General features: G+C 57.2%; 18 protein-coding genes. 15 read left to right on the forward strand and 3 right to left on the reverse strand.

All coding sequences use genetic code 11. The annotated features are described in order from the left end of the window. Positions 1-15: 15 nt before the first annotated feature. The 3 genes from RBB82_RS23465 to RBB82_RS23475 form a co-directional block, all read right to left on the reverse strand. Positions 16-4875, reverse strand: a complete 4860-nt coding sequence (locus RBB82_RS23465; RefSeq protein WP_433975533.1) for a hypothetical protein — start codon at positions 4873-4875, stop codon at positions 16-18. A gap of 537 nt (positions 4876-5412) precedes the next feature. After that, positions 5413-6108 carry a response regulator transcription factor gene (locus tag RBB82_RS23470; RefSeq protein ID WP_433975534.1) on the reverse strand — a complete coding sequence of 232 codons (696 nt, stop codon included), beginning with the start codon at positions 6106-6108 and terminating at the stop codon, positions 5413-5415. Further along, a complete protein-coding gene (locus tag RBB82_RS23475; RefSeq protein ID WP_433975535.1) occupies positions 6105-7550 on the reverse strand; it encodes a sensor histidine kinase in 1446 nt (481 codons plus the stop codon). The genes RBB82_RS23470 and RBB82_RS23475 overlap by 4 nt, the downstream gene beginning before the upstream one ends. A 200-nt stretch (positions 7551-7750) precedes the next feature. Between RBB82_RS23475 and RBB82_RS23480 the strand changes: the two genes are divergently transcribed. The 15 genes from RBB82_RS23480 (at position 7751) to RBB82_RS23550 (ending at position 23997) form a co-directional block, all read left to right on the forward strand. Then, positions 7751-11212, forward strand: a complete 3462-nt coding sequence (locus tag RBB82_RS23480) for a carboxypeptidase regulatory-like domain-containing protein (RefSeq protein ID WP_433975536.1) — start codon at positions 7751-7753, stop codon at positions 11210-11212. Between the two features lie 507 nt (positions 11213-11719). Continuing rightward, positions 11720-14068, forward strand: coding sequence for a carbamoyltransferase HypF (hypF, locus tag RBB82_RS23485; RefSeq protein WP_433975537.1), 2349 nt, complete (start codon positions 11720-11722; stop codon positions 14066-14068). A 1-nt stretch (position 14069) separates the two neighbouring features. Next, positions 14070-14387, forward strand: a complete 318-nt coding sequence (locus RBB82_RS23490) for a HypC/HybG/HupF family hydrogenase formation chaperone (protein WP_433975538.1) — start codon at positions 14070-14072, stop codon at positions 14385-14387. Further along, positions 14384-15577: a hydrogenase formation protein HypD gene (gene hypD / locus RBB82_RS23495; RefSeq protein WP_433975539.1), complete on the forward strand. Its 1194-nt coding sequence runs from the start codon at positions 14384-14386 to the stop codon at positions 15575-15577. The genes RBB82_RS23490 and hypD overlap by 4 nt, the downstream gene beginning before the upstream one ends. Further along, the gene (gene hypE, locus RBB82_RS23500) at positions 15564-16673 is read left to right on the forward strand and encodes a hydrogenase expression/formation protein HypE (protein ID WP_433975540.1); all 1110 of its coding nucleotides are present in this window, start codon (positions 15564-15566) and stop codon (positions 16671-16673) included. Before hypD ends, hypE begins: the two co-directional genes overlap by 14 nt. A 359-nt stretch (positions 16674-17032) precedes the next feature. Beyond that, complete coding sequence (locus tag RBB82_RS23505; RefSeq protein WP_433975541.1) at positions 17033-18091, forward strand: hydrogenase expression protein HypE; 1059 nt, start codon at positions 17033-17035, stop codon at positions 18089-18091. A 25-nt stretch (positions 18092-18116) separates the two neighbouring features. Continuing rightward, positions 18117-19919 (forward strand): nickel-dependent hydrogenase large subunit, encoded by a 1803-nt coding sequence (locus tag RBB82_RS23510; protein ID WP_433975542.1) that lies wholly within the window; start codon positions 18117-18119, stop codon positions 19917-19919. Further along, positions 19919-20500 (forward strand): NifU family protein, encoded by a 582-nt coding sequence (locus RBB82_RS23515; protein WP_433975543.1) that lies wholly within the window; start codon positions 19919-19921, stop codon positions 20498-20500. The genes RBB82_RS23510 and RBB82_RS23515 overlap by 1 nt, the downstream gene beginning before the upstream one ends. An 11-nt stretch (positions 20501-20511) precedes the next feature. Then, positions 20512-20694 carry a hypothetical protein gene (locus RBB82_RS23520; RefSeq protein ID WP_433975544.1) on the forward strand — a complete coding sequence of 61 codons (183 nt, stop codon included), beginning with the start codon at positions 20512-20514 and terminating at the stop codon, positions 20692-20694. A gap of 15 nt (positions 20695-20709) precedes the next feature. Next, positions 20710-21393: a DUF5947 family protein gene (locus RBB82_RS23525; RefSeq protein ID WP_433975545.1), complete on the forward strand. Its 684-nt coding sequence runs from the start codon at positions 20710-20712 to the stop codon at positions 21391-21393. Beyond that, entirely contained in the window at positions 21386-22054 is a 669-nt protein-coding gene (locus RBB82_RS23530; protein ID WP_433975546.1) for a DUF6084 family protein, read from the forward strand. The genes RBB82_RS23525 and RBB82_RS23530 overlap by 8 nt, the downstream gene beginning before the upstream one ends. After that, positions 22051-22980 carry a hypothetical protein gene (locus RBB82_RS23535; protein WP_433975547.1) on the forward strand — a complete coding sequence of 310 codons (930 nt, stop codon included), beginning with the start codon at positions 22051-22053 and terminating at the stop codon, positions 22978-22980. Before RBB82_RS23530 ends, RBB82_RS23535 begins: the two co-directional genes overlap by 4 nt. Further along, complete coding sequence (locus tag RBB82_RS23540; protein WP_433975548.1) at positions 22977-23339, forward strand: hypothetical protein; 363 nt, start codon at positions 22977-22979, stop codon at positions 23337-23339. The genes RBB82_RS23535 and RBB82_RS23540 overlap by 4 nt, the downstream gene beginning before the upstream one ends. Further along, entirely contained in the window at positions 23336-23896 is a 561-nt protein-coding gene (locus RBB82_RS23545; RefSeq protein WP_433975549.1) for a hydrogenase maturation protease, read from the forward strand. The genes RBB82_RS23540 and RBB82_RS23545 overlap by 4 nt, the downstream gene beginning before the upstream one ends. Continuing rightward, complete coding sequence (locus RBB82_RS23550) at positions 23893-23997, forward strand: DUF6893 family small protein (protein WP_433975550.1); 105 nt, start codon at positions 23893-23895, stop codon at positions 23995-23997. The genes RBB82_RS23545 and RBB82_RS23550 overlap by 4 nt, the downstream gene beginning before the upstream one ends. Positions 23998-24022 lie beyond the last annotated feature (25 nt).

The raw sequence follows: 24022 nt of genomic DNA on the forward strand, positions 1-24022 counted from the left end.
ATTCGCTCCTTGCCCTCAGGCAACAACCCTAATTTCCGGAGTGTGGATAGACTGCGAGAACTGCCACGAGCCATCGAAATCAACGTTGACTACCCAGCAGACGCTGATGTGTATTCCTACCGAGACTGAGGCGAGGAAGGTGATATCTTCGGCGGGGAAATCGAAACCAGGGTCGGGCAAAAGGATTGGTTGCGGGATAGGTAGGGGATTTACCGAGACGCCAACCGAGGCCGTCAGCGTAATCGATGCGCTAGCGAGCCCGTCCAGAACATCTACCGAGGCTTGGCCGTTGAGGATAAAGATGACAGTGATGGTCGAGCCGGTTACGTCGAGCTGAACGGCGATGGTGATCGAAGCCGATCCTGAGGCGATGGCCAGGTCAATCGCGAGACCCAGACCGATGCCGCCCTGCACGGTGAGTTCGGGCTTTCCGTCCTTCACTCCGATATCGATCAGGCCGTTCCCAGCTAGTGGAGAGACGATCCAGTTGAAGGGATTGTCGGGACCGCCGACGCCGATGATGAAGTCTGCCGAAAGCGGCGATAGTGTGAGCGCGAAGCCTATATCGATACCTATGTCAGTCAGTTCGCCCAAGCCGAGCGGCAGCGTCGGCAGGTTGAACACGTCAGTGACGGTGAGCTTGCCGTCGGCCAATGCGATGTTCAGTCCGGCACCCGCGCCGCCGGGCAGGAACTGCGCCAGCTTCTGTAGCTTGCTGAAGATCGACTTGAGAGTATCGAGGGCCGCGCCATAGACGAGGTTGAGGTTTGAGAGGGTCGGCTTGGTGTGGTCATCGGCGACCATGCTGCCAATAATGGTCAACAGCGCATCACTGGCCGAGAACGCTGGCACGAAGACCAGGAACGAAAGATTGTCAATCTCGAACGACCAGCGTTTCGCGGCAGTTGGATCGAGGGTGTAGGTGAGCTTCGTGGGCGCAATTGCGTTGCCTGATCCATCGCGGCCTTGCGACTCATCGCAATACGAAAGAGCAACCTGCAGGATGCCAAGGTCGACTAGGGGGAGTGCCGTCTTCTGAGGGTCGAAAGTGATGGTCTTGCTGTACTTCAGACTGTCGCCCGCATTCTGCAACTGATTTGGCGGTCCGCCGAGCATGGCAATCGTGTTGCGAATATCTGGGAAGAGGCCCGTGGAGTTGAGCAACGACGCGACATCGGCGAAGTTGGGAGGATTCGGCAATGCAATGCCGGGGGTTGACCCAGGAGGGCTCCCGGGGCCAAGGAGCGGGATCGTGGGTTGTTCAAAGAGCAGCTTCTGCGTGCCGGTGTCTTGCAGAATGCCGTAGAGATTGGCGGGATTGTCGAGGGCGAGAACATCGGCGATGTCAGCTATGTGCCAGTTGTTGGGATCCGTTGTGGGCTGGACGATTGGAACTGGAAAATTCTGAGCAAGAGCGGACAGACCAAGATCGGTGGGCTTGCGCTGACCGAATCCCCAGGCTCCGTCGCGAGGCAGGACAGGAGCACTGCGCAGCGCAGCCCCGAGAGCCGGAACCGGGCTGGCGCCACTGCTGACCGAGGCCATGTCGCCTTCAATCGCCGAACAGCGCAGCGTGGTTCCACCGGTCAGGCCCAGCGAGCCGATTTGCGCCAGGCAGGAAAAGTTTGCGGTGATTGGGCCCGTCTGTTGAAACAGGCTCTGGAGGTCGTTCGAATTCGGCGAGACACCATCGGGGCCAAGCTGGATATAGCCGACGAGGTCGCGCGCGGGAACCAGTGTCACCGGGTTCCCGTCTGCATCAGTCAGTGGGCTGGGTGATCCGCCCTGCAAAACGGTCACGCGGTGATCGAGTCCGATATCTGCGTCGAAGAGCACCTGTTTGAATTCGAATGCGGGAGGCGACGGGTTTCCGGCCGGAACGAAGATGTAGTTCTCGACCTCCCTGATGTTCCGAATATTGAAGACGCCGGCGACCGCCCCGCGATGTACGCGATTAGTGAAGTCTGCGGCATTAGGGAAGGTAAAGAGACCGTTGGATGTGGCTACCCAGCCACTGTCGGTGCGCTGCACCCAACCCGCAGCCTGGCGTTCCATGGTGATGGTTCTGACCATGGTTGCGCCGTAGTGGTACATCACGGTCGCTACCTGGATTACCTCAAATGCGGTTCGTCCACCTACCGTCTCAAAATTGACTTTGGTGACGTGCGAGCCCAGGGTCGTATTGTCAGCCCACTCGCTGAAGATGCTCGCGCCATAACCGGCGAGGTCGATGCGGCGCAAGGGCACGCCGGAATTGCTGCCACCAAGGTCAAATTCGTTCTGGAAGATATCAGCCACGCTCTGGGTCGGGGTCGGACCGCCGGTGCCGAGCACATTGAATCCGTACCCGGGCGACGTAGCTGTGATACCAGTGTCGTCGATACTCGTGCTGCCGCTGAATATCGGACTGGGACTGTCAGGGAAGGGGGGCTTTAGCGATACTTGAAACGCGCCGGTGAGCGATGACGGGAATTGCGGTGTGTTAAGTTGAAATTGCCCCCCCTGACTAAGGAAGCGCGCCTGCGTTCCCGGGGGCGCGTCAGCGTCCGGAGGTGCGTTCGGCTGCTTAATGCTCGCAACCAATCCAAAGGGTAAGCTGAAGTCCGCCGTGAAAGATTGTCCGGCAGCCACGTTGCTGATGTTGTTGAGCAACACTGGGGCAGGTGCCAGTGGCACAAGCTGTTGCTCATCTGGAGCAATCAGCAACAGCGGCGGCCCATCCGATGGCGGATTGCAGAAGATAGGCCCCAAGGGTGGAGCGGGACCGGTGGACTCCATCGGTTCCCAAGAGACCTGAGGCAGCGCGAACGTAGCGCAGGTGAGGCCGTTGAAAGCGAGACTGAGTCCAGTGATGCCAAAGGCCGGAGCTGCCGCAGCAGGTGAAGTGGCGACTAGTTGGTCGTGGCCCGCGATGCCGGTGACGCGTTGCTGGGCTGAAACGATGGCAACGCCGAAGAGGTCAACTTTCGTAGAAAGATCCAGCAATGCGGTGCCGAATATAGTTGAGTCCAATGGGCCTACACCCTTGGCGGCGAAAGGGTGGATGACTGATGACGGTTGGGCGAATGTCTGGCCCAGCGGACCGATAACCGATCCTGCGCTGGGAGCCCGGGTTGAAGCCTGAGTTGCCGACTGGCTGGATGGCGACAGCACAAAAGTAAGAGCCACATTGTTGCCGCCGGTCCAGGTTGTGTCGGCGGTCAGTACGCCTGAGGTCTGTCCGGATATCTCGTCGAGTCCAAAGGTGGCGGCATAGGGATCGGGCAACGTGGGCAAGAGCCATTGCGCGCTGAAAAAGATTGCAACTCTGCACTGGATGAAATCAGTGCCGCTGACCGGGCCACCGAGCAGGAAACCATAGGGCGGCTCGACTCCAATGAGAGCGTTCTCGAGAGCGAGCGGCTGAATGGCCTGAAACACGCTGGCGGCCGCAGACCCCATGGCAAGAATCGTCACCTGGGTACCGGTGCTGTTGAGAGTGATGCCGATCAAAGCCGGGTCATCGAGGGCGTAGCGCATTCCATCGGCGGCGAGCGGACGGTCGAGGTGCGCGATGGCAGTACCCAATCCGATCAGAGTCTCAGTTCCTGGAGTAGAGATAAAGGTGACGATGAATCCGGCTGGAGTGTAGAAGTCGACCGAGGAGTTGCGCTTAGAGGGGCGCAGCCCGGGCCAAAGTTGATAGGTAGTGAGCACGGCGTTGCCGCCCACACCGCCGACGATCACGATGATTTGCGTCGGGTCAACGAATATCTGGCAGCCCACGATGGGCACGATGGACGGATGGAGCAGCCACTGGGCGCTGGCTCCAGCGCCAAGACCCATGAGCAGAGATCCTGCTCCGGCGGCCTGGCCGAGTGCAGCAACTGTGGTAACGGCCACGGGCAAGGTCCATCCAGTACCCGCGACGATCGCAGTGCCTGAAGGAACGAACTGAGTGGATTTGACTGTCGCGAAGGTAAAACTGGTTATGGATGAGGTGCATGGCACCAGGATGGCGGTGTCGTTATTGAAGGCAATCGCGGAATTTGCATTGCGCGTGAAATTGAAAGGGGTGCCATATACGGTTGCGCTGCTGGGGTCGAGTGCCTCTACTGCTGCGCCGGTCTCACTGAATACGATCCTTACAGTCTTGGGTAGTTGAACTGTGTCCGACTCTGCGTCTTGTCCTATGCTGCTGCCTCCGGGTGGCACGGCCGGGGGATCGAGCGTCGCGATGAGCTCGACTGTGGCATTCGCGGGAAGGACATAAACCTCTCCTTGTAACTGGAATGGAGCGGAGGCCTTCAACCCTCCGCTGGAAATGCGGAATCCGCTATAACTGTTCACCGGCAGGCTGTGAACCAGCAGTTTGGCGACAAACCATACACTGCCCTTTCCCAGAACAAGCTCGTTGTTCGGTACGGGAGGGCCGACTAGTATTCTCGTCCTGACGGGAAATACGCCGAAGACTGAGGTGGCTAAACCGAAGGCAACACTGGCCTCGGTGCTGAGCGGAATGAGGTGGACGATTTGGGCAATGCCATTGCCGTCAATGAATGGGCCTAGGGATTCCTGAATTTGCATGCCACGTGCACAGGCCGGGAGGCCGCCGGGATTGTTCGGATCGAGGGCTGACGCATTTTGGACAAGGCCGAGAACCGTTGGTTTCACGAGCTCGGTGTGGCCGATCACGTTGTCCAGGCTGATGGTTACGCGCGCGCCGGGCGCAGCAGCCGGCAGGCCGGGATGGATCTCGGCCGGATGTATGCCCAACGCCAGGCTGGTGGCCAGCGCTTTGCGCGCGGTGACGAGGGATGCAGACTTCTGGTTGGGGCCAACGATCCATCCGGCGGTAAGCCCGACAAGCGTTTCGGCGATCTGATCTGGGTTCACACAGCCTCCGTGGTCCGTGCGTGGCGTACACGTCACTCAGCATTTGGCAGAGAAGGAAGGTGTGTCAGAGGAATAATGGATCCGGATCCGCGGCTGTGGAAGCATCTATCTGGGCTGCATTGGTACCCAAGACAAATTCACGTCCGAATGTCCACGGTTCCGTGAGGCGACAAATTTATTTGAAATGTTGTTCACAGGTCAAGTAGACACGTCACTCGTAAGTCCGTTAGACGTTTGCATGGCAAACTGTGGCACAAGGACGATTGCCGTATATGGACTTCCTGCCTGGTCCGTGTGGGTCGTCGGAGCTCCATGCGCATGCAGATTGCATCTATGTTCGTGAGGGCGCCGCTTCAGACGAGTGGCGGGCAACCCGCACCTAACCCGTCGTTGGCCGTTGGGGGGCGTAACGGAAGGGTTGCCGACGAACCGTCCGGAATCCTGAATTTGCTCTGTTACCTGGTTGCAATGACAGAACCTAACGATTCGCTGCTCTGTCATCTCGTGTTTGATCACACGCGTAGCCATCGCGGTCCGTTATTCTTCACGGAAGCGATAGCCGATATGACTCTCGGTCAAGATATAAACTGGGCGAGCAGGGTCGTCTTCAATTTTCTTTCGCAGTTGATTGATGACAACTCGCAGATATTCGCGCTCGTTGCTGTAGGACGGACCCCAAATAGATCGCAGCAGATTTTCGTGTTTGACGGGTCTGCCGGCATGCTCCATCAAACAACGGAGGGTCTCGTATTCTTTTGGAGCGAGGTGGATCTGTTCGCCCTTTTTCTCTACGAGGCGGCGATTGGCGTCGAGCGTGATCTCGCCCACGATGCTGATCAGATCTGGTTCTTCCATCGGGGCGTGGCGACGCCGGATGACTGATCGTAACCTCGCGGTGAGCTCACGAATTTGAAACGGCTTAGTGACATAGTCAAATGCGCCCGCGTCCAATGACTCGACGATATCCTCTTCATCGTCACGAACAGTGAGCATAACGATCGGCAGTCCGGGAAAGGTATGACAGATCCTTCGACACGTCTCTTTGCCCCCCATACCCGGCATATTGATATCGAGGAGGACCGCGTCATAGCTGACCATGCGCAGTTGCACGAGAGCCTCTTCCCCGTTGTGAGCCTCCCCGACCGCAAATCCTAGCGCTCCCAATGTTTCGAAGAGGCTCTGGCGTATTCCTGCATCGTCTTCAACGACGAGCACCTTGCTTTTGTGATTCACGCTTTCTCCTTTGCCATGCGGGGTAGTGCGATAGCGAAGGTGGTTCCATTCACTTGATCGCTTTCGACCCACGTTCGCCCGCTATGCGCTTCAGCGATTCGCCTAACTACGGAGAGACCGATTCCGGTTCCGGAGATCGTCTTCACTGATCCTGAGCAGCGATAAAAACGTTGAAACACCTTCTCTTTTTCGTCGTCCGGAATAAACGAGCCTTCGTTTTTAATCCTGATGACCAGTTCCGCTTCTTCTTCCTGAACCGCGATGGCCACCTGAGAGTTGGGGCGACCATACTTTGCAGCATTGTCGAGGACCTGGAAGAGGGCCATATGAAGAAGCTTTCCATCTCCATATACGACGTTGTGCCCTGAGCCCATTTGGAAGTCAATGGAGTGCCCATCCAGTTCCTGTGATGATCCCGTGATGGTCCGTTCTATCAACTGAGCTACGTCGACTTGCTCACGCTTGACCTTCAGATCGCCACCATCCAGCTTCGCAGTAAGTAGAAGATGATTGGCGAGGTCGCTAAGGTGTCCTGCATGGCGGTCAATCAAGCCGACCAGTTTTTCTTCAGTGCCCGACAGGGTGTTCATCGCGAGGAGACCGGAACTGGAGGCTCTGATCGTCGTAAGCGGACTCTTGAACGCATGTGCGAGGCCATCCAATATGGCGGAGCGGAGTTGCTCACTCTGTTTTGCCGCTACTGCGTTTGCTTCGGTTGAGAACGAGCGTGCCCTTTCGATTGCAACCGCGGCAAGCGAAGAGGCTGCGTCAATTGAGGCTGGGTCGAGCGAATGCCCGCAGAGGAAGAGAGATCCTATAGGCCTGGTTCCTAGCCGAAGGACGCGCTTGGAAATACCAGTGCTCAAGTCATCCTCATTTGTTTCGAGCAAGTAAGCGGAGCGAACTTCGTCATCGGAGATATCACAATCGCCACTCTTCCACTGATGCATCTCATGGGCCTTCCAAAGGGCTACTCCTTTCACCCCCAGGCTCAAACGTAAAAGGTCGACGAGTTGTTGATCGACCCCCGCTTCCCGATTGAGGAGCAGAATATGCTGGCTGAGTTCGTAAAGCTTCTGCTGCTGAACTTGACGCCGCTCTAACTCGCGAGCGTGGTGGCTCACTCGGTCTGAGAGGCTGCTAACGATCAGGGCCGTTGCTTCAAAGACGAGGAGAGCGATCCAATCGTGCGAATCAGTGATGTAGAAGTGGAATAAAGGTTGGGTGAAGAAGTAGTCGAGGCAGGCAACGGACAGAATTGAAACGATGCTCGCTTCAAATAAACCCCAACGAAGCGCGATAACCACCACTAGAAAAAGGTGGATGGAGGTGGCTGCGGAGAGATTGAAGTGAAGGCGGTAGGAGAGAAGCGTCAACAGCATTCCAGCGGCGCAACCGCCCCCAATCCTGCGTAGGACCACTTGGATTGGTCTGGCAATCATTCGGTCGCCCCTGCCGGAAACTATAGCCATTGAGACATAAACAAACCGTTAAGAAGGAGCTTATGCATTGCTAACGGTGTACACGGTTCACTGAAAGTGTCGCTCTTTTCCGACATATGAGGTGATTCGACATGAACTTCCTTAGAGGCCTTCTTTCACTAGACAGGGCAGCACGTACGTCCCATGTAGAGGATATGGTCGTGTCCCTTCAACAGCAGAGCGAAGGCCAGCACACTCACGGTTGGGGGGGACGAAGCGTTTTGAGATCTGTTTTATCCAGCGTCATCTGCCCAATCATGTGCGGTCTGTTGCTGGTTGCGGGGCAGTTGGCCCATGCCCAGTCGACGTTCGGGAGCGTTAGAGGCAACGTCTTGGACGCGAGCGGAGCGGCGATTCCAGACGCGCAGATCATGCTGCACAGCACAGATGAAAATACGGAACGCACGGTCGCTACGGATGCTTCTGGAGCCTTCATCTTTGAGAACGTAAAGGCCGGCAAGTACACGCTACGGGCTCATCGCGATGGCTTTGCCGACACAGTCGTGTCGGGAATTTCAGTGGAAGCGCGACAGGATTTGAGACTTGGCGCCACACTCAACGTTGCGGCACAGTCGACAACTGTGGAGGTATCGGGCGCAGCCGACCAAATCAATACGGAAAATGGAACGATCAGCGATTCGAAGACGAATATCGAAATGACGCAATTGCCCCTAAATAACCGCGCGACTACTACAAGTCCGCTCGGCGCGCTTGGCCTGTCTCCCAACGTTCAGACAGATAGCTCCGGCAATATCGCTCTGGGCGGAGCGAGCTCCTCGATGGTGAATTTCTCCGTCGATGGTATTTCGACTGCCAACGTGCGGCAGAATGGCGCGCTGCAGGACGCCTATCCATCGCAGGAAGGAATTGCTGGGGTTAAAGTAACCGCATTCAACAATAGTGCGGAGTTCTCTCAGGTTGGCGATGTAACATTCACGACCAAGAACGGGACAAGCCAGTATCACGGGAGTGTCTTCGAGTATTTGCAAAACCAGGCGCTGGATGCCGATCCGTATGGCTCCAGCGGGAAAGCCCCCAAGAAGTTCAATACGTTTGGCTTCTCGTTGAGCGGGCCGATTGTGATTCCACATGTCTATGATGGGCACAACAAGACGTTTTTCTTTGCGGACTATGAGGGAAATCGGCGCAGCACTGCGGTGTTTCAGCAATATGTCGTTCCAACGGTCGCGGATAGGAACGGCACCCTCTCAGATATAGGTGGTCCTACGATTCCATCTACCCAGATTAGCCAGACTGCCAAGGCGCTGCTCGCCTACTATCCATTGCCAAACGTGCCGGGCGCGATTGATCAGACGCAGGCCATCAACTACCAGAACTTTCAAGCGACTCCAGCACGCACCGACGGTGCGGACATCCGGGTTGATCAGACGATCTCGTCCAAGCAATCGGTTTACGCGCGCTTCAGCCGCAAGAACATCACCACGGACTTCGCGAACCTCTTTCTGCCGGATGATTCGGATTCTGTTCACAATCGGAGCCTGTTGATTTCGCATACCTACACGATTACCCCGAAGCTATTGAATGAGTTTCGCTACGGCTTCACGAATGTTACGACCAGCGTCGACTTCCCGATTCAAGGTTCCACTGCGCTAAGTCAGTTGGATCTTACTGGAGTGGATATCAGTCAACACCCGCTAACCCATGCATTCCCCACCTTCAATTTCAGCGCGGGAACTCCGTTTCCAATGATTGGAAGAGATAAGGCAGGAGTCACGCAATCGAAGACGACGCAGTTCAGCGATAACTTGACTTACAGCTTCGGCAAGCACACGGTAAAGGGTGGGATCGATATCCGTCGCGTTCGGTACTTCGATCTGGAGAGTTTTGCCCCACAGTTCGCCTCAGATGATTTTGGGGCCTTCATCTTTCAACCGTCGTACGGGAACGCCCAAGGCGATCAGTTTACGGGGAATGCTTTTGGCGACTTCCTCGAAGGCGCGCCAACGACACTTTACTTCGCTGTTTCCAGCCCTGATGTCGGAGGAACCGCCACGCAATATAGTTTTTTCGCACAGGATGAGTTCCAGGTAAACGATCGCTTGACGCTCAGCTATGGTCTTCGCTGGCAGGTTCTTCCCGGCTTTCAGGAGGACGGCGGTAATCTGGCAAACTTCGATCAACGGATTAACTCGATTGTCGTTCCTGATGCTTTGGCTGGATACCTGACCAGCCAGAACATCACCTCTTCCAATGTTGCTTTCCAGCAGTCTTTCAATGCGTGCCCGTCCGGCACGGCTGCGGGGTCAACCGTTCAGGGGATGCCGTGCACTGGATATATCACGGCCAGTCAGGATGGATTGCCGCAGAGTCTGCGCCAGACTTATAAAGGAGACTTTCAGCCGCGCATTGCGATTGCCTATCGTCCGTTCAATGACACCAAGACGGTGGTGCGCGCTGGATTTGGCATCTATACGATGACCAACCTGGGACCGCTTTCGTTCAACAACAGCGGAAACCCAACCTCGAATCTGCACATCTATTCCAACTCCAACACGGCAGGCCCGAACACTCCACAGATTGTTTTCCCAAATACTGCGCCTGCCACTTCTGGCGGCCCGACCTTTGGCGGTGGCGGGCTGGATCAAGGGGTCGATCCCACATACCGCGATCCCCAGTCGAACCAATGGAATGTGACCGTAGAGCGGCAACTGTCAAATGCTACATCGCTTCGTGCAAGCTACGTCGGGATGCACACCTACCGGTTAAACATTACCGAGGATCTTAACCAGATTCCCGCCAGCACAACCCCGTACAACACAGGAGCGACGGCTGGGGCTTTTGTGGATTCCCGCGCGCCATATCAGAATTGGACGACGCTGCTCAGTACGTTCAATGCAGGCGAGGCAAACTATCACGCGTTCGAGCTGCAGGCGACGCATCGTCTGGAGCGTGGGCTCTACGTGGATGCAAACTACACCTACGCAAAAAATGAGGCTGACAATCAGGGTGATGCACCGAGTGCGTTCGCCGGTGAGGTCAACTACGGACTTCCCGTTGCCGATCGGTTTCATATCAAACAGAACCTCGGCAACGTTTCCGGCACGCGCCGCAACCGCATGCTGCTCACAGGGGTATATCAGCTGCCTTTTGGTAACGGCCGACAGTACATGAGTAGCAGCACAGCCAAGGACCTTTTTCTCGGCGGTTGGGATCTGACAACGGTCACGCTGCTTGAGACGGGCCCCTGGCTTACTCCCAGCATCAGCGGTTCTGCCGATCAGTCGAACACGAACGTTGTTAATCGTAGCGCTGTGCTGCGTCCGGATAGTGTGCCGAAGGGTACAGCCGGATCTGTGACCTACAACAATCTGTCATTCCTGGCGACCCCCGCAGGAGCAGGTCGCTTCGGGAATGCAGGAGTTGGGATCATTCAGGGTCCTGGCACGACCACGGTGAGCTTCGGTGTCGCAAAGCGGTTCGCTATCACCGAGAAGGTCCATGCGCGGTTCGAGACGACCTTCACGAACGTTCTGAACCACACCAACTTTGCGCCACCCGTGACGGCGATCGACAACTCGCTCTTCGGGCAGCTGACTGGACCGCAAACGGCGGAGAACGCGGGAAATCGGACAGGACAGGCGGCGCTCAGGGTCGACTTCTAATTAGATTGCCCGTTTAGGGAGGCGAAGAGATTTCCTTATCGCCTCCCTTTCATCATGTGATCTGCACGCTGAAGTACCCGTTTTGTAAAGTCAGATAATCCAGGGGGATGGAGTTGCTGGCTGGGTAACGGCGGGGGATCATCCCATTAGTTGGCAGTTGTTTTTTCAAATGGTTGATAAATCGCCAATGCACTCATTGATACGTGAGAACATTCCACTTGTCTGTATCGTCGCCTCTCGAACAAATGTCTACTCTCTGTTCACCAGTGATCACTGATATGTCATTTACCTGCTCATTTGAATTCTGTTATTGGCCTTTTTGGCTCTTCGCCAAAGGTCTGGCAAACATGTAAGCTCCAGAAAATAACGAGAGCATTTTCGCCGAGTTGGATTGCTTCTGAATTGCGCGTAAACCTGAGGAACCAAAACGTTTCGGGAGATTGTCATGGCGCCAGGTCGCACCCGTAAGAAGCCGAACCGAAACTCGGCTATTCTGACTTATCGATAATGCCCTTTTCTCCGCCAGACTCGAAGATACGGCGTCAAATTCAGATTCGAGGAATCGTGCAGGGAGTTGGGTTTCGCCCATTCGTTTATAAACTTGCCATATCACTCGGGCTGACCGGCTTCGTCTTCAATTCTTCGTCGGGCGTGACGATAGAAGCCGAGGGGCACGCCGCAGCAATTCGGACCTTTATCGAAAGCCTGGACCTCGATCTTCCACGGCTCGCCAAGATTCTCGAACTTACCGTATCCGAAATGGATGTCGTGGGTAGCGCAGGCTTCGACATTCTCCAGAGCCGGGAGGAGATCGGTGTGTTCGCTCTGGTCTCTCCGGACGCCGGCACCTGCGATGCCTGCTGGCGTGACTTCGGAGATCCGCTAAACCGCCGTTTCGGCTATCCATTCACAAATTGCTCACATTGTGGTCCGCGCTACACCATCGTCCAGGAAATACCATACGATCGCGCGAAGACAACTATGTCGGGCTTCATTATGTGCGACGCCTGCAAGGCGGAGTACGTCGATCCGGCCGATCGGCGCTTCCATGCCCAGCCAAATGCCTGCGCGGTCTGCGGCCCAGCGTTGTGCCTTGTCCCACGCGGGTCGTCATCGGACGACTTTTCCTTTGCCGAGAAGGATTCGCTTCCAGCGATTCGCACAGCAAGGCAACTCCTGCGGGAGGGCAAGATCGTGGCGATCAAAGGGCTGGGTGGCTTCCTGCTTGCCTGTGATGCGGAGAACGACGACGCCGTCGCCGAGTTGCGCAGACGCAAGCGTCGGCCCATGAAGCCATTCGCTCTGATGGTGCGGGATATGAAAGGAATCCGGAGAATTTGCGCGGTGTCACCTAACGACGAAGCCGCGCTGCAGCATCCGCGCAAACCGATCGTAATTCTACCCCGCGCCTCATCCGAGGGCATGGCAACGGGCGACCTGCCGAAAGCCATTGCTCCAGGAAACAACACACTCGGCATCATGCTCCCCTATACGCCGCTGCACTATCTACTCTTCAGCGACTCACCGGAATCGGCGTCGGAGTTTGTCGCTCTTGTTATGACGAGCGGCAATCTCAGTGAGGAGCCAATCGTGGTCTCGAATACAGAGGCGCTCCTGCGTTTGTCGGGCATCGCCGACTGGTTCCTGTTGCATAATCGCGACATCGCCACACGAGTGGACGATTCGGTGGTTCGCACCTTTGAACGAAAGGAAACGGTGCTGCGTCGCTCACGCGGCTTCGTGCCGCAAACTCTCGATTTGGGCATCGAGATGGAACAAGTTCTGGGTGTCGGAGCCGAGCTCAAAAATACATTTTGCCTGACCCAGGGTAGCCACGCCATCCTGAGCCAGCACATCGGCGACCTCGAAAACTATGAAACCATGCGCTTCTTCGAAGAGACACTGGATAAGATGAAGCATCTCTTCAAGGTTTCCCCCAAGGCCATCGCGCACGATCTACATCCCGGCTATCGAAGCACGCGCATGGCGCTCGTCTCCGGCATCGAGCGAAGGTTTGCGGTGCAGCATCATCACGCACATATCGCCAGCTGCATGGCGGAAAACCAGCTCAGCGGAAAGGTCATCGGTGTCGCCATGGACGGCACTGGACTTGGCTCCGATGGCACCATCTGGGGCGGCGAATTCCTGGTCGCAGATCGCGTTGGCTTCGAGCGTCGTGCCCACCTCCGCGCTGTACCGATGCCCGGTGGCGATGCGGCGATACGTCAGCCCTGGCGAATGGCCCTGAGCTACCTTCGGGATTCTCTCGGCTCTCAAATGCCTGACGATCTTGCGTGTTTCCGAGTAGTTCCCGCCACTCAGTTCAGGCTTGTGGACACGATGCTTTCGCGCCACATTCAGACGGTGCAGACCTCTTCGTGCGGGCGCCTGTTCGACGCAGTAGCGGCGATGTTGGGACTGGGCTCCGAGATCACCTTCGAAGGCCAAGCGGCCATTGCGCTGGAGATGGCGGCGGAGCCAAGCGTCGCGGATCGGTACGGGTTCGATCTGGAGCAAGGTGAATCGACGGTGATAGATCTTCGTCAAACCATCGCCACTATCGTCAGGGATGCCATTGCTGAAAGGTCTGTAGCCGAGATCTCCGCCTGCTTTCACAACACGCTAAGTGCCGCCATCGTGGAGGTTTGCTGCCGTATGCGCAAGAGCGACGGACTGGCCCGGGTATGCCTAAGCGGCGGCGTATTTCAGAATCACCTTTTGCTGGGAGTCACGGCATTGAAGTTGCGGCGTTTGGGATTTGGAGTATTCTTGCACGCGATGGTGCCTGCGAACGACGGCGGTATTTCGTTGGGGCAGGCGGTGATCGCGAACGAGCTATTGCGTCAAGGACACTGACATGTGCCTAGCCATTCCCGGCAAAGTGGTAGACACCTACGATCAACGCGGTCTGCGCATGGCCAAGGTCCAGTTCGGCGGCATCGTCCGCGAAGCATGCCTGGAATATGTGCCAGAGACTCAGGTGGGCGAATACGTCTTGGTCCACGTCGGCTTCGCTATCAGCCGAATCGATGAAGCAGAAGCAGAACGTACCTACCAGGCGCTGAAGGATCTTGATCAGCTCACCGAGCTGGAATCCCCGGTTGTCGAAGAGACCGCTAAGACGGACGAGCCGTCCTACCCAGCCTGGATGAACTCTGGAGATCTTCGCCGATGAAGTATCTTGATGAATATCGCAATGGGGACATAGCGGCGAAGATTGTTGCCGAGATGCGCCGGGTCCAGACCCGGCCGTGGGTTTTAATGGAGGTCTGCGGGGGCCAGACCCACTCAATCGTCAAGAATGGACTTGACCATCTGCTGCCGGAGGGCGTCGAACTCGTGCACGGACCAGGCTGCCCGGTCTGCGTCACGCCGCTTGAAATGATTGACAAAGCGCACGCCATAGCTCGCTCGCCTAATGTGATCTTCTGCTCTTTCGGCGATATGTTGCGCGTACCCGGCTCCGACGGCGACCTGTTCTCGATCAAATCTCTGGGCGGCGATGTCCGTATCGTGTACTCGCCGCTCGACTGCCTGAAGATCGCCCGCGCCAATCCGGAAAAGCAAATTGTCTTCTTCGCCATCGGCTTTGAGACTACGGCCCCGGCGAATGCCATGCTGGCGTGGCGAGCCCGTGAAGAGCAGGTTAACAATCTTTCTCTACTGGTCTCCCATGTCCTGGTGCCGCCGGCACTCGAAGCCATTCTCAGCGCCTCCGGAAATCGCGTACAAGGCTTTCTCGGTCCGGGCCACGTCTGCGCTGTGATGGGGTACAGCGAGTATGACCCTATCAGCACCCGCCACCACGTCCCCATCGTCATCACCGGGTTCGAGCCGATCGATATCCTCGAGGGTACGCTGATGACTATCAAGCAGTTGGAAGAGGGCCGTGCCACGGTTGAGAATCAGTACTCGCGCGTACTGACTCGCCAAGGCAATCTGCCGGCGCAACAGTTGATCGGCAAAGTGTTCGAGGTCGGAGATCGCAAGTGGCGCGGCATTGGCAGTATTCCGATGAGCGGTTACCATCTGCGCGATGTGTTCTCTCGGCACGACGCCGAAAAGCTCTTCGACGTGGAGGAGATCGCCACTCTGGAACCCGAGATATGCATCAGCGGGGAGATCCTTCGTGGACTGAAAAAGCCACACGATTGCCCTGCTTTCGGAGCGCTTTGCACTCCCCAGCATCCACTCGGTGCGACCATGGTCTCGGCTGAGGGAGCGTGCGCCGCGTACTACGCGTATGGCCGTCACCTGAATCCGCAGGGAGCGGATAAGCTTCATCAGATCGTTCCCGGACCTGTACTGGACGACGTCAGTGTCAAGCCCCGCGAAGAGCGCGAATACACTCATGCCAGCCGCTGAAGATGATTTGAAGACGGAGAAGACAATCGTCGGCGAGAGTCTGACGCCGTTCGGTTCGTGCCCGATCCCGATCTTCGACCACAAACGGATCGTTCTTGGCCACGGCAGCGGCGGCAAGCTCACCGCCGATCTGATCGACAACATCTTCCTTCCGGCCTTTCGCAATCCGACGCTCGATAAACTCGACGATCAGGCCGTGCTCGCCATCGGGGGGGCGCGACTAGCGTTCTCTACTGACTCCTTTGTTGTCACGCCTATCTTCTTCCCCGGCGGAGATATCGGTCGGCTCGCGATTCACGGCACGGTGAACGACCTTGCGATGAGCGGTGCCCGTCCGCTCTATCTGTCGGCAGCGTTCATCCTCGAAGAAGGCTTGGCCGTAGACGATTTGCGCCGAGTGGTCGAGTCCATGCGGGGCGCCGCAAGTGAGGCTGGTGTACAGCTCGTCACCGGCGATACCAAGGTCGTCAACCGCGGCAAAGGCGACCAGATCTTCATCACTACGACCGGCATCGGCGTGATCGAGCACGACATCAGCATCTCTGCAGATCGCGCCCGCCCCGGCGACAAGATTATCCTCAGTGGCTACATCGGCGACCACGGCATGACCATCATGAGCCAGCGCGAGGGTCTCGAGTTCGAGGGCGCTATTGAGAGCGACTGCGCACCGCTTAACGGCCTCGTCTCGGCCATGCTTGCGACCACCTTCCCCGCGAACGATTTCATCCATACGCTGCGCGATCCGACCCGCGGAGGCGTCGCAACCACGCTCAACGAGATAGCCAAACACGCCAACGTTGGCATGGTGCTGGACGAGCGCACGATCCCTGTGCGCGAGTCGGTCAAGGGCGCCTGTGAGGTGCTTGGCCTCGATCCGCTCTATGTCGCGAATGAGGGCAAGTTGCTCGCTCTAGTTGTCCCGGAGATGGCGGGTGCGGTTCTCGAGCAGATGCGGCAGCATCGTCTAGGCCAGGACGCCGTAATCATCGGCGAGGTGGTCGAAAGCCATCCTGGCATGGTGCTAATGAAGACTGAGATCGGTGGGACGAGGGTGCTCGACGTGATGTTCGGTGAGCAGCTCCCACGCATCTGCTAGTTCCGGATCAGTCGCTTCACTGACCTGAAGCTATTACGTTAGCAGCGTGAAAGTTGTATTAAGTCCAATAAATATGCAAGTATATGCGATTGACAGCCAGCTTCGGATAGGCGTAGTGTCTCTGGCATTCGAGCGAGCCTGTTTCGCTCGCGGGCTCTAAAAGTTAGAGCTGACGCATTGCTTTGCGAAGGTGACAGGCTTGTCCTGCTTCTACCATTCCGCTTTCCCGAATCCAAAATCACAGCCCATGTGCTACGACTCCTCCGCCCTTCGGTCGAAAAGCCGTCACGCTAACTCCCAGAACTCATCTTCGAGCAAGTTCGCGGAGCAGGTCACAATGTAGTCCCAAGGAGAATTTCATGGTTGACTCGCCAAGCGGTATCACCAAGCCGTCACCCGTATCCGACGTACACATTCTCTGGATCACTGCTGGCCTCAGTTGCGACGGCGACAGCGTCTCGGTGACTGCCGCCGAACAACCCTCGATCGAAGACGTTTTACTGGGTGCGATACCCGGCCTGCCCAAGGTTCATCTTCACAACCCGGTGCTTGCGTACGAGAACGGCGACGAGTTTATGCAGTTCTTTTACGACGCCGAAAAGGGTCTGCTCGATCCTTTCGTCCTCGTAATTGAAGGGTCCATTCCTAATGAGAAGATTAAGAAAGAGGGTTACTGGGCAGCCATGGGGACCAACCATGACACTGGCCAGCCCATCACCACATGCGAGTGGATCGACCGCCTCGCTCCCAAGGCCCTTGCCGTTATCGGTGCCGGCACCTGCGCAACTTACGGCGGTATCCACGCCATGGCCGGCAACCCAACCGGCGCCATGGGATTGGCCGACTACCTGGGCTGGGACTGGCGTTCGAAAGCCGGTCTTCCCATCGTCAACGTCCCCGGCTGTCCCGTTCAGCCCGACAATTTCATGGAGACCGTTCTCTACCTGCTCTACCAGGTAGCTGGTCTCGCTCCCATGATCCCCCTCGACAAGCAGCTCCGCCCCACCTGGCTCTTTGGCAAGACGGTCCACGAGGGATGCGATCGCGGCTCCTACTACGAGCAGGGAGACTTCGCCACCGAATACGGTTCTTCAAAATGCCTCGTCAAGCTCGGTTGCTGGGGTCCGGTCGTCGATTGCAACGTCACCAAGCGCGGCTGGATGCGTGGTATCGGCGGATGTCCTAACGTCGGCGGCATCTGCATCGGATGCACAATGCCCGGCTTCCCCGATAAGTTCATGCCATTTATGGATGAGCCACCCGGAGGCATGCTCTCGGCTACTCTTGTCAGCGGCTACGGGCGCATGATCCGTGCGCTTCGCAGCATTACCAACGCTACAGTCAACAAGGAACCGAAGTGGCGTCACAATCGTCCGGAGCTCACCACTGGCTATCGTCCAGCTCCCCCCAACGCCTAATAATCACTTGAGAGAGGATTACGCTATGGCAACGTTTCCCGATACTATCCCTGAACTCGAGGATAAGAAGCGCAATCTCGTCGAGATGAATTGGGATCCCATTACCCGTATCGTCGGCAGTCTCGGTATCTTCACTAAGATTGACTTCGGTAACAAGACCGTTGCCGAGTGCCACAGCACGTCGTCCATCTTTCGCGGCTACAGCATCTTCATGAAGGGCAAAGACCCGCGCGACGCTCATTTCATCACCAGCCGCATCTGCGGCATCTGCGGTGATAATCACGCGACCTGCGCCTGTTACGCACAGAACATGGCTTTTGACGTTCGTCCCCCTGCGCTTGCCGAATGGATCATCAACCTTGGCGAAGCAGCCGAGTACATGTTCGATCACAATATCTTCCAAGACAACCTCGTCGGTGTCGACTTCTGCGAGCAGATGGTCAAGGAGACCAATCCGAATGTCTGGGAGAAGGCGCAACATACACCTTCGCCGAACGCCGGTAAGCACGGATACCGCATGATCTCCGACATCATGACTGCGCTCAATCCCTTCACTGGCACCTTCTACCGCGAGACACTCGCCATGAGTCGCCTGACCCGCGAGATGTTTTGTCTCATGGAGGGACGGCACGTCCACCCGTCGACTCTCTATCCCGGCGGCGTCGGCACCGTCGCTACTATCCAACTTTTCACCGACTATTTAGTCAGGCTGATGAAGTACGTCGAATTCATGAAGAAAGTCGTACCACTGCACGACGATCTCTTCGACTTTTTCTACGATGCGCTGCCGGGCTATGAAGAGGTCGGCCGCCGCCGCGTCCTGCTTGCCTGCTGGGGCTCCTACAACGATCCAGACCACTGCGACTACCAGTACAAGAACATGGCCGAATGGGGACGCAAGATGTTCGTGACTCCTGGCGTGGTCGTCGACGGCGAACTGGTCACCAACTCGCTTGTTGACATCAATCTCAACATCCGGATACTACTCGGAAGCTCTTACTATGACGATTGGCAGGGCTCTGAAACCTTCGTAGCCCGCGACCCGCTCGGCAACCCCGTCGACAAACGCCATCCCTGGAACCAGACCACAATCCCACGCCCGCAGAAGCGCGACTTTAAGGGCAACTACACTTGGGTTATGTCGCCGCGCTGGCTCGATAAGCGCACTGGAGACCACCTCGCCCTCGATACCGGTGGCGGCCCAATCGCACGTCTTTGGTCGACTGCACTCTCCGGACTGGTAGACATCGGCTACGTTAAGGCCACCGGGCACAGCGTCAAGATCAATCTTCCCAAAACGGCCATGCTGCCAGAGACTGAATTTGAGTGGCACATCCCGAAGTGGTCGAACACACTCGAACGCGACCGTGCCCGCACATACTTTCAGGCCTACGCCGCTGCTACCGCTCTGCACTTCGTCGAGAAAGCACTCGCCGAATTGAATGCCGGTCGCACCTCCACCTGGACCGAATTCAAGGTTCCGGAAGAAGCTATCGGCTGCGGCTTTCACGAGGCCGTTCGTGGCGTTCTCTCGCACCATGTCGTGATCCGCGAGGGTAAGATCGCCAATTACCATCCCTATCCCCCCACTCCTTGGAACGCTAATCCCCGCGACATGTACGGAACTCCCGGACCCTATGAAGACGCGGTGCAGAATACACCGCTCTTCGAGGAGAACGGTCCTGACAAGTTCAAAGGTATCGACATCATGCGCACCGTCCGTAGCTTCGATCCCTGCCTGCCCTGCGGCGTTCACATGTATCTCGGTGACGGCAAGATCCTCGAAACTCGCCACTCTCCTATGTTCGGCGTAGCGGGGCACGAATAATGGCTGCTGCGCCCCAGTCGGATACTCAACCGGAGGTTGTTGGTACCATCGCACCTCCGCGGCGCGGCGAGTTCCGTTTGCAGACGGAGCGAGTTGAAAAACTCGCTGCCCGCCTTGAAAGCGCAGGTGACCCGGAGATACGGGCGACCGCGCTCGACCTCGTGCAGTCTGTCGTTGAACTGCACGGCGCGGCTCTTCAACGTCTTGTCGACTCACTCCTACAGACGCCGGCGGGTGAGCGGGCTCTAAACGAAGCGTTGGAAAACGACTTGGTCTCAAGCATGCTTCTTCTGCACAACCTTCACCCGGACGACATTGAGACTCGCGTGCTTCGCGGCATCGAGAAAGCTCGTCCTTATCTCAAATCCCACGGAGGCGACGTGGACCTTGCTGGCGTCCGCGACGGCATTGTTCACCTACGCCTCCACGGAACCTGCGGTAGCTGCCCTAGTTCCTCCATCACTCTTAAGAGTGCAGTCGAAGACGCGCTCTTCGAGGTCGCACCCGACATCGTCGAAATCGTCTCCGAGAATGCCGCCGCTACTGAGCAGAGCGGACCTCAACTCGTAACAATCAAGTAGGGAGAACCGCCATGGCCAAACAAGATGCACGCACTGATACTCCGGCCCGTGCCATCGGAATCCGCAAAGGCGAGAGCCGCGTTGACCAGCTCGCCCAGCACGGTCCCACCCGAACCGCGAAGGACGCCACCGGCATCAACCTTGAGCAGCGCGGCCCGATTAGTCCCAAGATGCCTCAGTTGCCGCCTGCCTAACCCTGGGAGCCCAGCATGAACGAACTCTCCGAAGAAGAGCAGGAACGAACTCCGGTCCCGTCATTCCTGAGGCAGGTTGCCCGCCGTCGCCCGATCTCCGACGGCGCCGAACGCTGCGAGCTCTGCAGCGCCGAACTGACACCGGTCCATCAGCATTTGCTCGCCCCCCACAAGCACGAGATTGCCTGCTCCTGCGATGGTTGCGCCGTGCTCTTCTCCGGCCAGCCCGGAGCCCATTACCTGCGTATTCCGCGTCGCATTCGCGCTCTCGCCGACTTCCAGATGCCGAATCTGCAATGGGAATCTCTCATGATCCCCATCAATCTGGCTTTCTTTTACTACGATACCGCTGGTGGCAGGATGATCGCGATGTATCCCAGCCCCGCCGGCGCCATCGAATCGCTTTTAAGCCTCGAATCCTGGGCCGAAATTGCCGCTCAGCATCCCTCTCTTCAGAAGATGGAGTCCGACGTAGAGACTTTCCTCGTCAACCGCGTCGGCACAATCCACGAGTACTACATCGTTCCCATCGACGAATGCTTCCATCTCGTCGGCCTCATTCGCATGCATTGGCGCGGCCTTTCTGGTGGGGCCGAAGTCTGGAAGCACATCCACAAGTTCTTCGCGAGTCTACAAGCGCGTAGCACTGAAGTGAGAGAGTCTGTTGCGAATCAGCAGCCGGAGCCCACCCATGCCTGAGCTCCACCTCCAGATCGAAGGCGCTGAAGCGGTGCCTCATGCGGCCACACCATTGATTGCACTCAAGCTGCGCATCACCAACGTTCCCGCCACCGAGACGATTCACGCCATCACTCTTCGCTGCCAAGTTCAGATCGAACCCGCCAAGCGCCGCTACGTCCCCAACGAACAAGAGAAACTGCTTGACCTTTTCGGCACATCCGAGCGGTGGGCACGTACCGTCAAACCGCTGCTTTGGATGAACACCAGCATTGCCGTCCCGCGCTTCACCGGCGAACTGCTTGTCGACCTTGAACTTTCTTGTACCTTCGACTTCAACGTCGCTGCCACAAAGTACTTCCACGCCCTCAATTCAGGCGACATCCCGGTCGCCGTCATGTTCAGCGGCACGCTTTTTTATGAAGGCTCCAATGGCGCTCTGCAGATCTCGCAAGTCCCCTGGGACCGTGAGTGCATCTATCGTCTCCCCGTCGCCGTCTGGAAAGACATGATGGAGATGCACCATCCTAACTCTGCCTGGCTCTGCCTTCGTCGCGATACCTTCGAGCAGCTCTACGACTACAAGGTTCGCCACGGTCTGCCAACCTGGGAACAAGCCATCGCCAGGGCTCTGGCCAGCGAAAACGCCTCAGTAGAAATCTCAGAGGAGGTCGAAGCATGAACTTTACCTCCGTCGAAAAAATCGCCGCAGCTGTACTTTACGAGGGATACATTCTTTATCCATACCGGTCCACGGCCATCAAGAATCGTCAACGGTGGAATTTCGGCACGCTTTACCCTCGCGTCTATGCCGAGGCCCAGCGGCCCCAGGAACCGTTCAGCCTTGTCTCCGAATGCCTTCTTGTACCCGGCCACAGCGTCTCACTCGATATCAAGGTCAGCTTTCTCCAACTGTTGCCGCAGCCGCGAACAGGCTCAGACCTCGCCGATCCATCGCTCGACTGGGATGAAGCAATCGAACGTACGTCGGACCACTGCGACCTGAGTCTTAGGGCGCTCCTCACCGAACCTCTTAGGCTGCACATCAATCCTACGGCAGAACTCGCTGCGAGCCTCACCGTCAGTGCCCAGATGTTGCCCAGCGGCGCCTGCAAGCTGCATCTCGAACTTGAAAACATTAGCCCCCTTTCGAACGACGCCGAAGGCCGCCGCGACGAAGCATTGCCCCAGTCGCTGGTCTCCGCGCACCTCCTGTTCGGCCTGACCGGCGGAGAGTTCATCTCGCTCCTAGAGCCCTCCGATCTCTACAGTGCCGATGCCAAAGCCTGCGCTAATATCGGAGTTTTTCCTGTCCTGGCCGGCGACGAACCCGACCGCTCCATCCTGCTTCTCTCGCCCATCATCATGTACGACTATCCCAAAACCTCGCCCGAGAGCGCCGGCGACTTTTTCGACGGCACAGAGATGGACGAGATGCTTACACTACGTGTTCTTACCCTCACCGAAGACGAAAAGCAGCAGATGCGTACAGGCGATTCTCGCGCTCGCCGCATCCTTGAGCGCACTGAAGCTCTCACCGGCGAAGATATGCTGAAAGCCCATGGCATCGTCCGTCCGACACGTGAAATCCGAGGAGATGCCTCATGAATCCCGACGCTCCAGATGGCGTCATCGTCGAGTGGAATCCCTTCGCCGAAGAGAAAGCACCACCTGAGTCGGTTACCGTCTTCGGGATTGCTCTCCGCGTCGGCGATCGCGTCCGCATCTGGCCGCAGAAGACCGCCGACATCATGGACATTGCCCTCACCGGCAAGGTCGGCGTAATCGAAGCCATCGAGCAGGACTTTGAAGATCAGATCCAGTTCGCTGTGGTAATCGATGACGACCCCGGACGCGAGTTTGGCATGATGCGCCAGCCCGGCCACCGCTTCTTCTTCGGCACCGAAGAGGTCGAGCCATATATAGACAAGGAACACGATGCTTTGAGAGAGGATGCCTCGGCGTGACGAAGACCATCCTCATCGCCGGCATCGGTAACATCTTCCTTGGGGATGACGCGTTTGGCGTGGAGGTCGTCCGCTCGCTATCACGCCGTACACTTCCCGGCGAGGTCCTGATGAAAGACTTCGGCATACGCGGCTTCGACCTCGCTTACACGCTTCTCGACCCATGGCACACAGTTGTCCTCGTCGACGCACTTCCCCGCAAGGAAGCACCCGGCACGCTGTTCGTCCTCGAACCCGATCTCACCGGCCTCGGCGATCCAGGTGCGATGGGCATGGACTTGAATCCTCATGGCATGGACCCCATGCGTGTCCTCAATCTCGCTGCTGCGCTCGGCCCCGTCGCCGCCCGAATCCTTGTCATTGGCTGCGAACCTAGGGACTTCGGCGATGAACTCGAAGGTCGAATGGGGCTGTCGCCGCAGGTGCAAGCCGCGGTCGGCGAAGCATCGAACATGATCGAAGAGTTGGTCGGAAGAATCCTCGCCGAAATCAAGGATCAGCCGATGCCATTGCAGACACCCGTCCTGATTACGGGCAATAGAGAGGTGACATCATGACAGGAAAAATTATCCTCGGAATACTGGGGCTGACCATTATCGTCGTAGGAATTATGGTTGCGCCCGACATCAAACGCTACGTCAAAATCAGCACAATGTAGCCGCTCACAATCTGACGAGGCAAAT

The sequence above is a fragment of the Tunturiibacter lichenicola genome, assembly GCF_051013355.1.
Lineage (GTDB): Bacteria > Acidobacteriota > Terriglobia > Terriglobales > Acidobacteriaceae > Edaphobacter > Edaphobacter lichenicola_F.

Bases quoted from the DNA above. Each gene is read 5' to 3' on its own strand.
- RBB82_RS23475 (WP_433975535.1), bottom strand. From the start codon at position 7,550: ATGATTGCCAGACCAATCCAAGTGGTCCTACGCAGGATTGGGGGCGGT.
- hypF (WP_433975537.1), top strand. From the start codon at position 11,720: ATGCCCTTTTCTCCGCCAGACTCGAAGATACGGCGTCAAATTCAGATT.
- RBB82_RS23490 (WP_433975538.1), top strand. From the start codon at position 14,070: ATGTGCCTAGCCATTCCCGGCAAAGTGGTAGACACCTACGATCAACGC.
- hypD (WP_433975539.1), top strand. From the start codon at position 14,384: ATGAAGTATCTTGATGAATATCGCAATGGGGACATAGCGGCGAAGATT.
- hypE (WP_433975540.1), top strand. From the start codon at position 15,564: ATGCCAGCCGCTGAAGATGATTTGAAGACGGAGAAGACAATCGTCGGC.
- RBB82_RS23505 (WP_433975541.1), top strand. From the start codon at position 17,033: ATGGTTGACTCGCCAAGCGGTATCACCAAGCCGTCACCCGTATCCGAC.
- RBB82_RS23510 (WP_433975542.1), top strand. From the start codon at position 18,117: ATGGCAACGTTTCCCGATACTATCCCTGAACTCGAGGATAAGAAGCGC.
- RBB82_RS23515 (WP_433975543.1), top strand. From the start codon at position 19,919: ATGGCTGCTGCGCCCCAGTCGGATACTCAACCGGAGGTTGTTGGTACC.
- RBB82_RS23520 (WP_433975544.1), top strand. From the start codon at position 20,512: ATGGCCAAACAAGATGCACGCACTGATACTCCGGCCCGTGCCATCGGA.
- RBB82_RS23525 (WP_433975545.1), top strand. From the start codon at position 20,710: ATGAACGAACTCTCCGAAGAAGAGCAGGAACGAACTCCGGTCCCGTCA.
- RBB82_RS23530 (WP_433975546.1), top strand. From the start codon at position 21,386: ATGCCTGAGCTCCACCTCCAGATCGAAGGCGCTGAAGCGGTGCCTCAT.
- RBB82_RS23535 (WP_433975547.1), top strand. From the start codon at position 22,051: ATGAACTTTACCTCCGTCGAAAAAATCGCCGCAGCTGTACTTTACGAG.
- RBB82_RS23540 (WP_433975548.1), top strand. From the start codon at position 22,977: ATGAATCCCGACGCTCCAGATGGCGTCATCGTCGAGTGGAATCCCTTC.
- RBB82_RS23550 (WP_433975550.1), top strand. From the start codon at position 23,893: ATGACAGGAAAAATTATCCTCGGAATACTGGGGCTGACCATTATCGTC.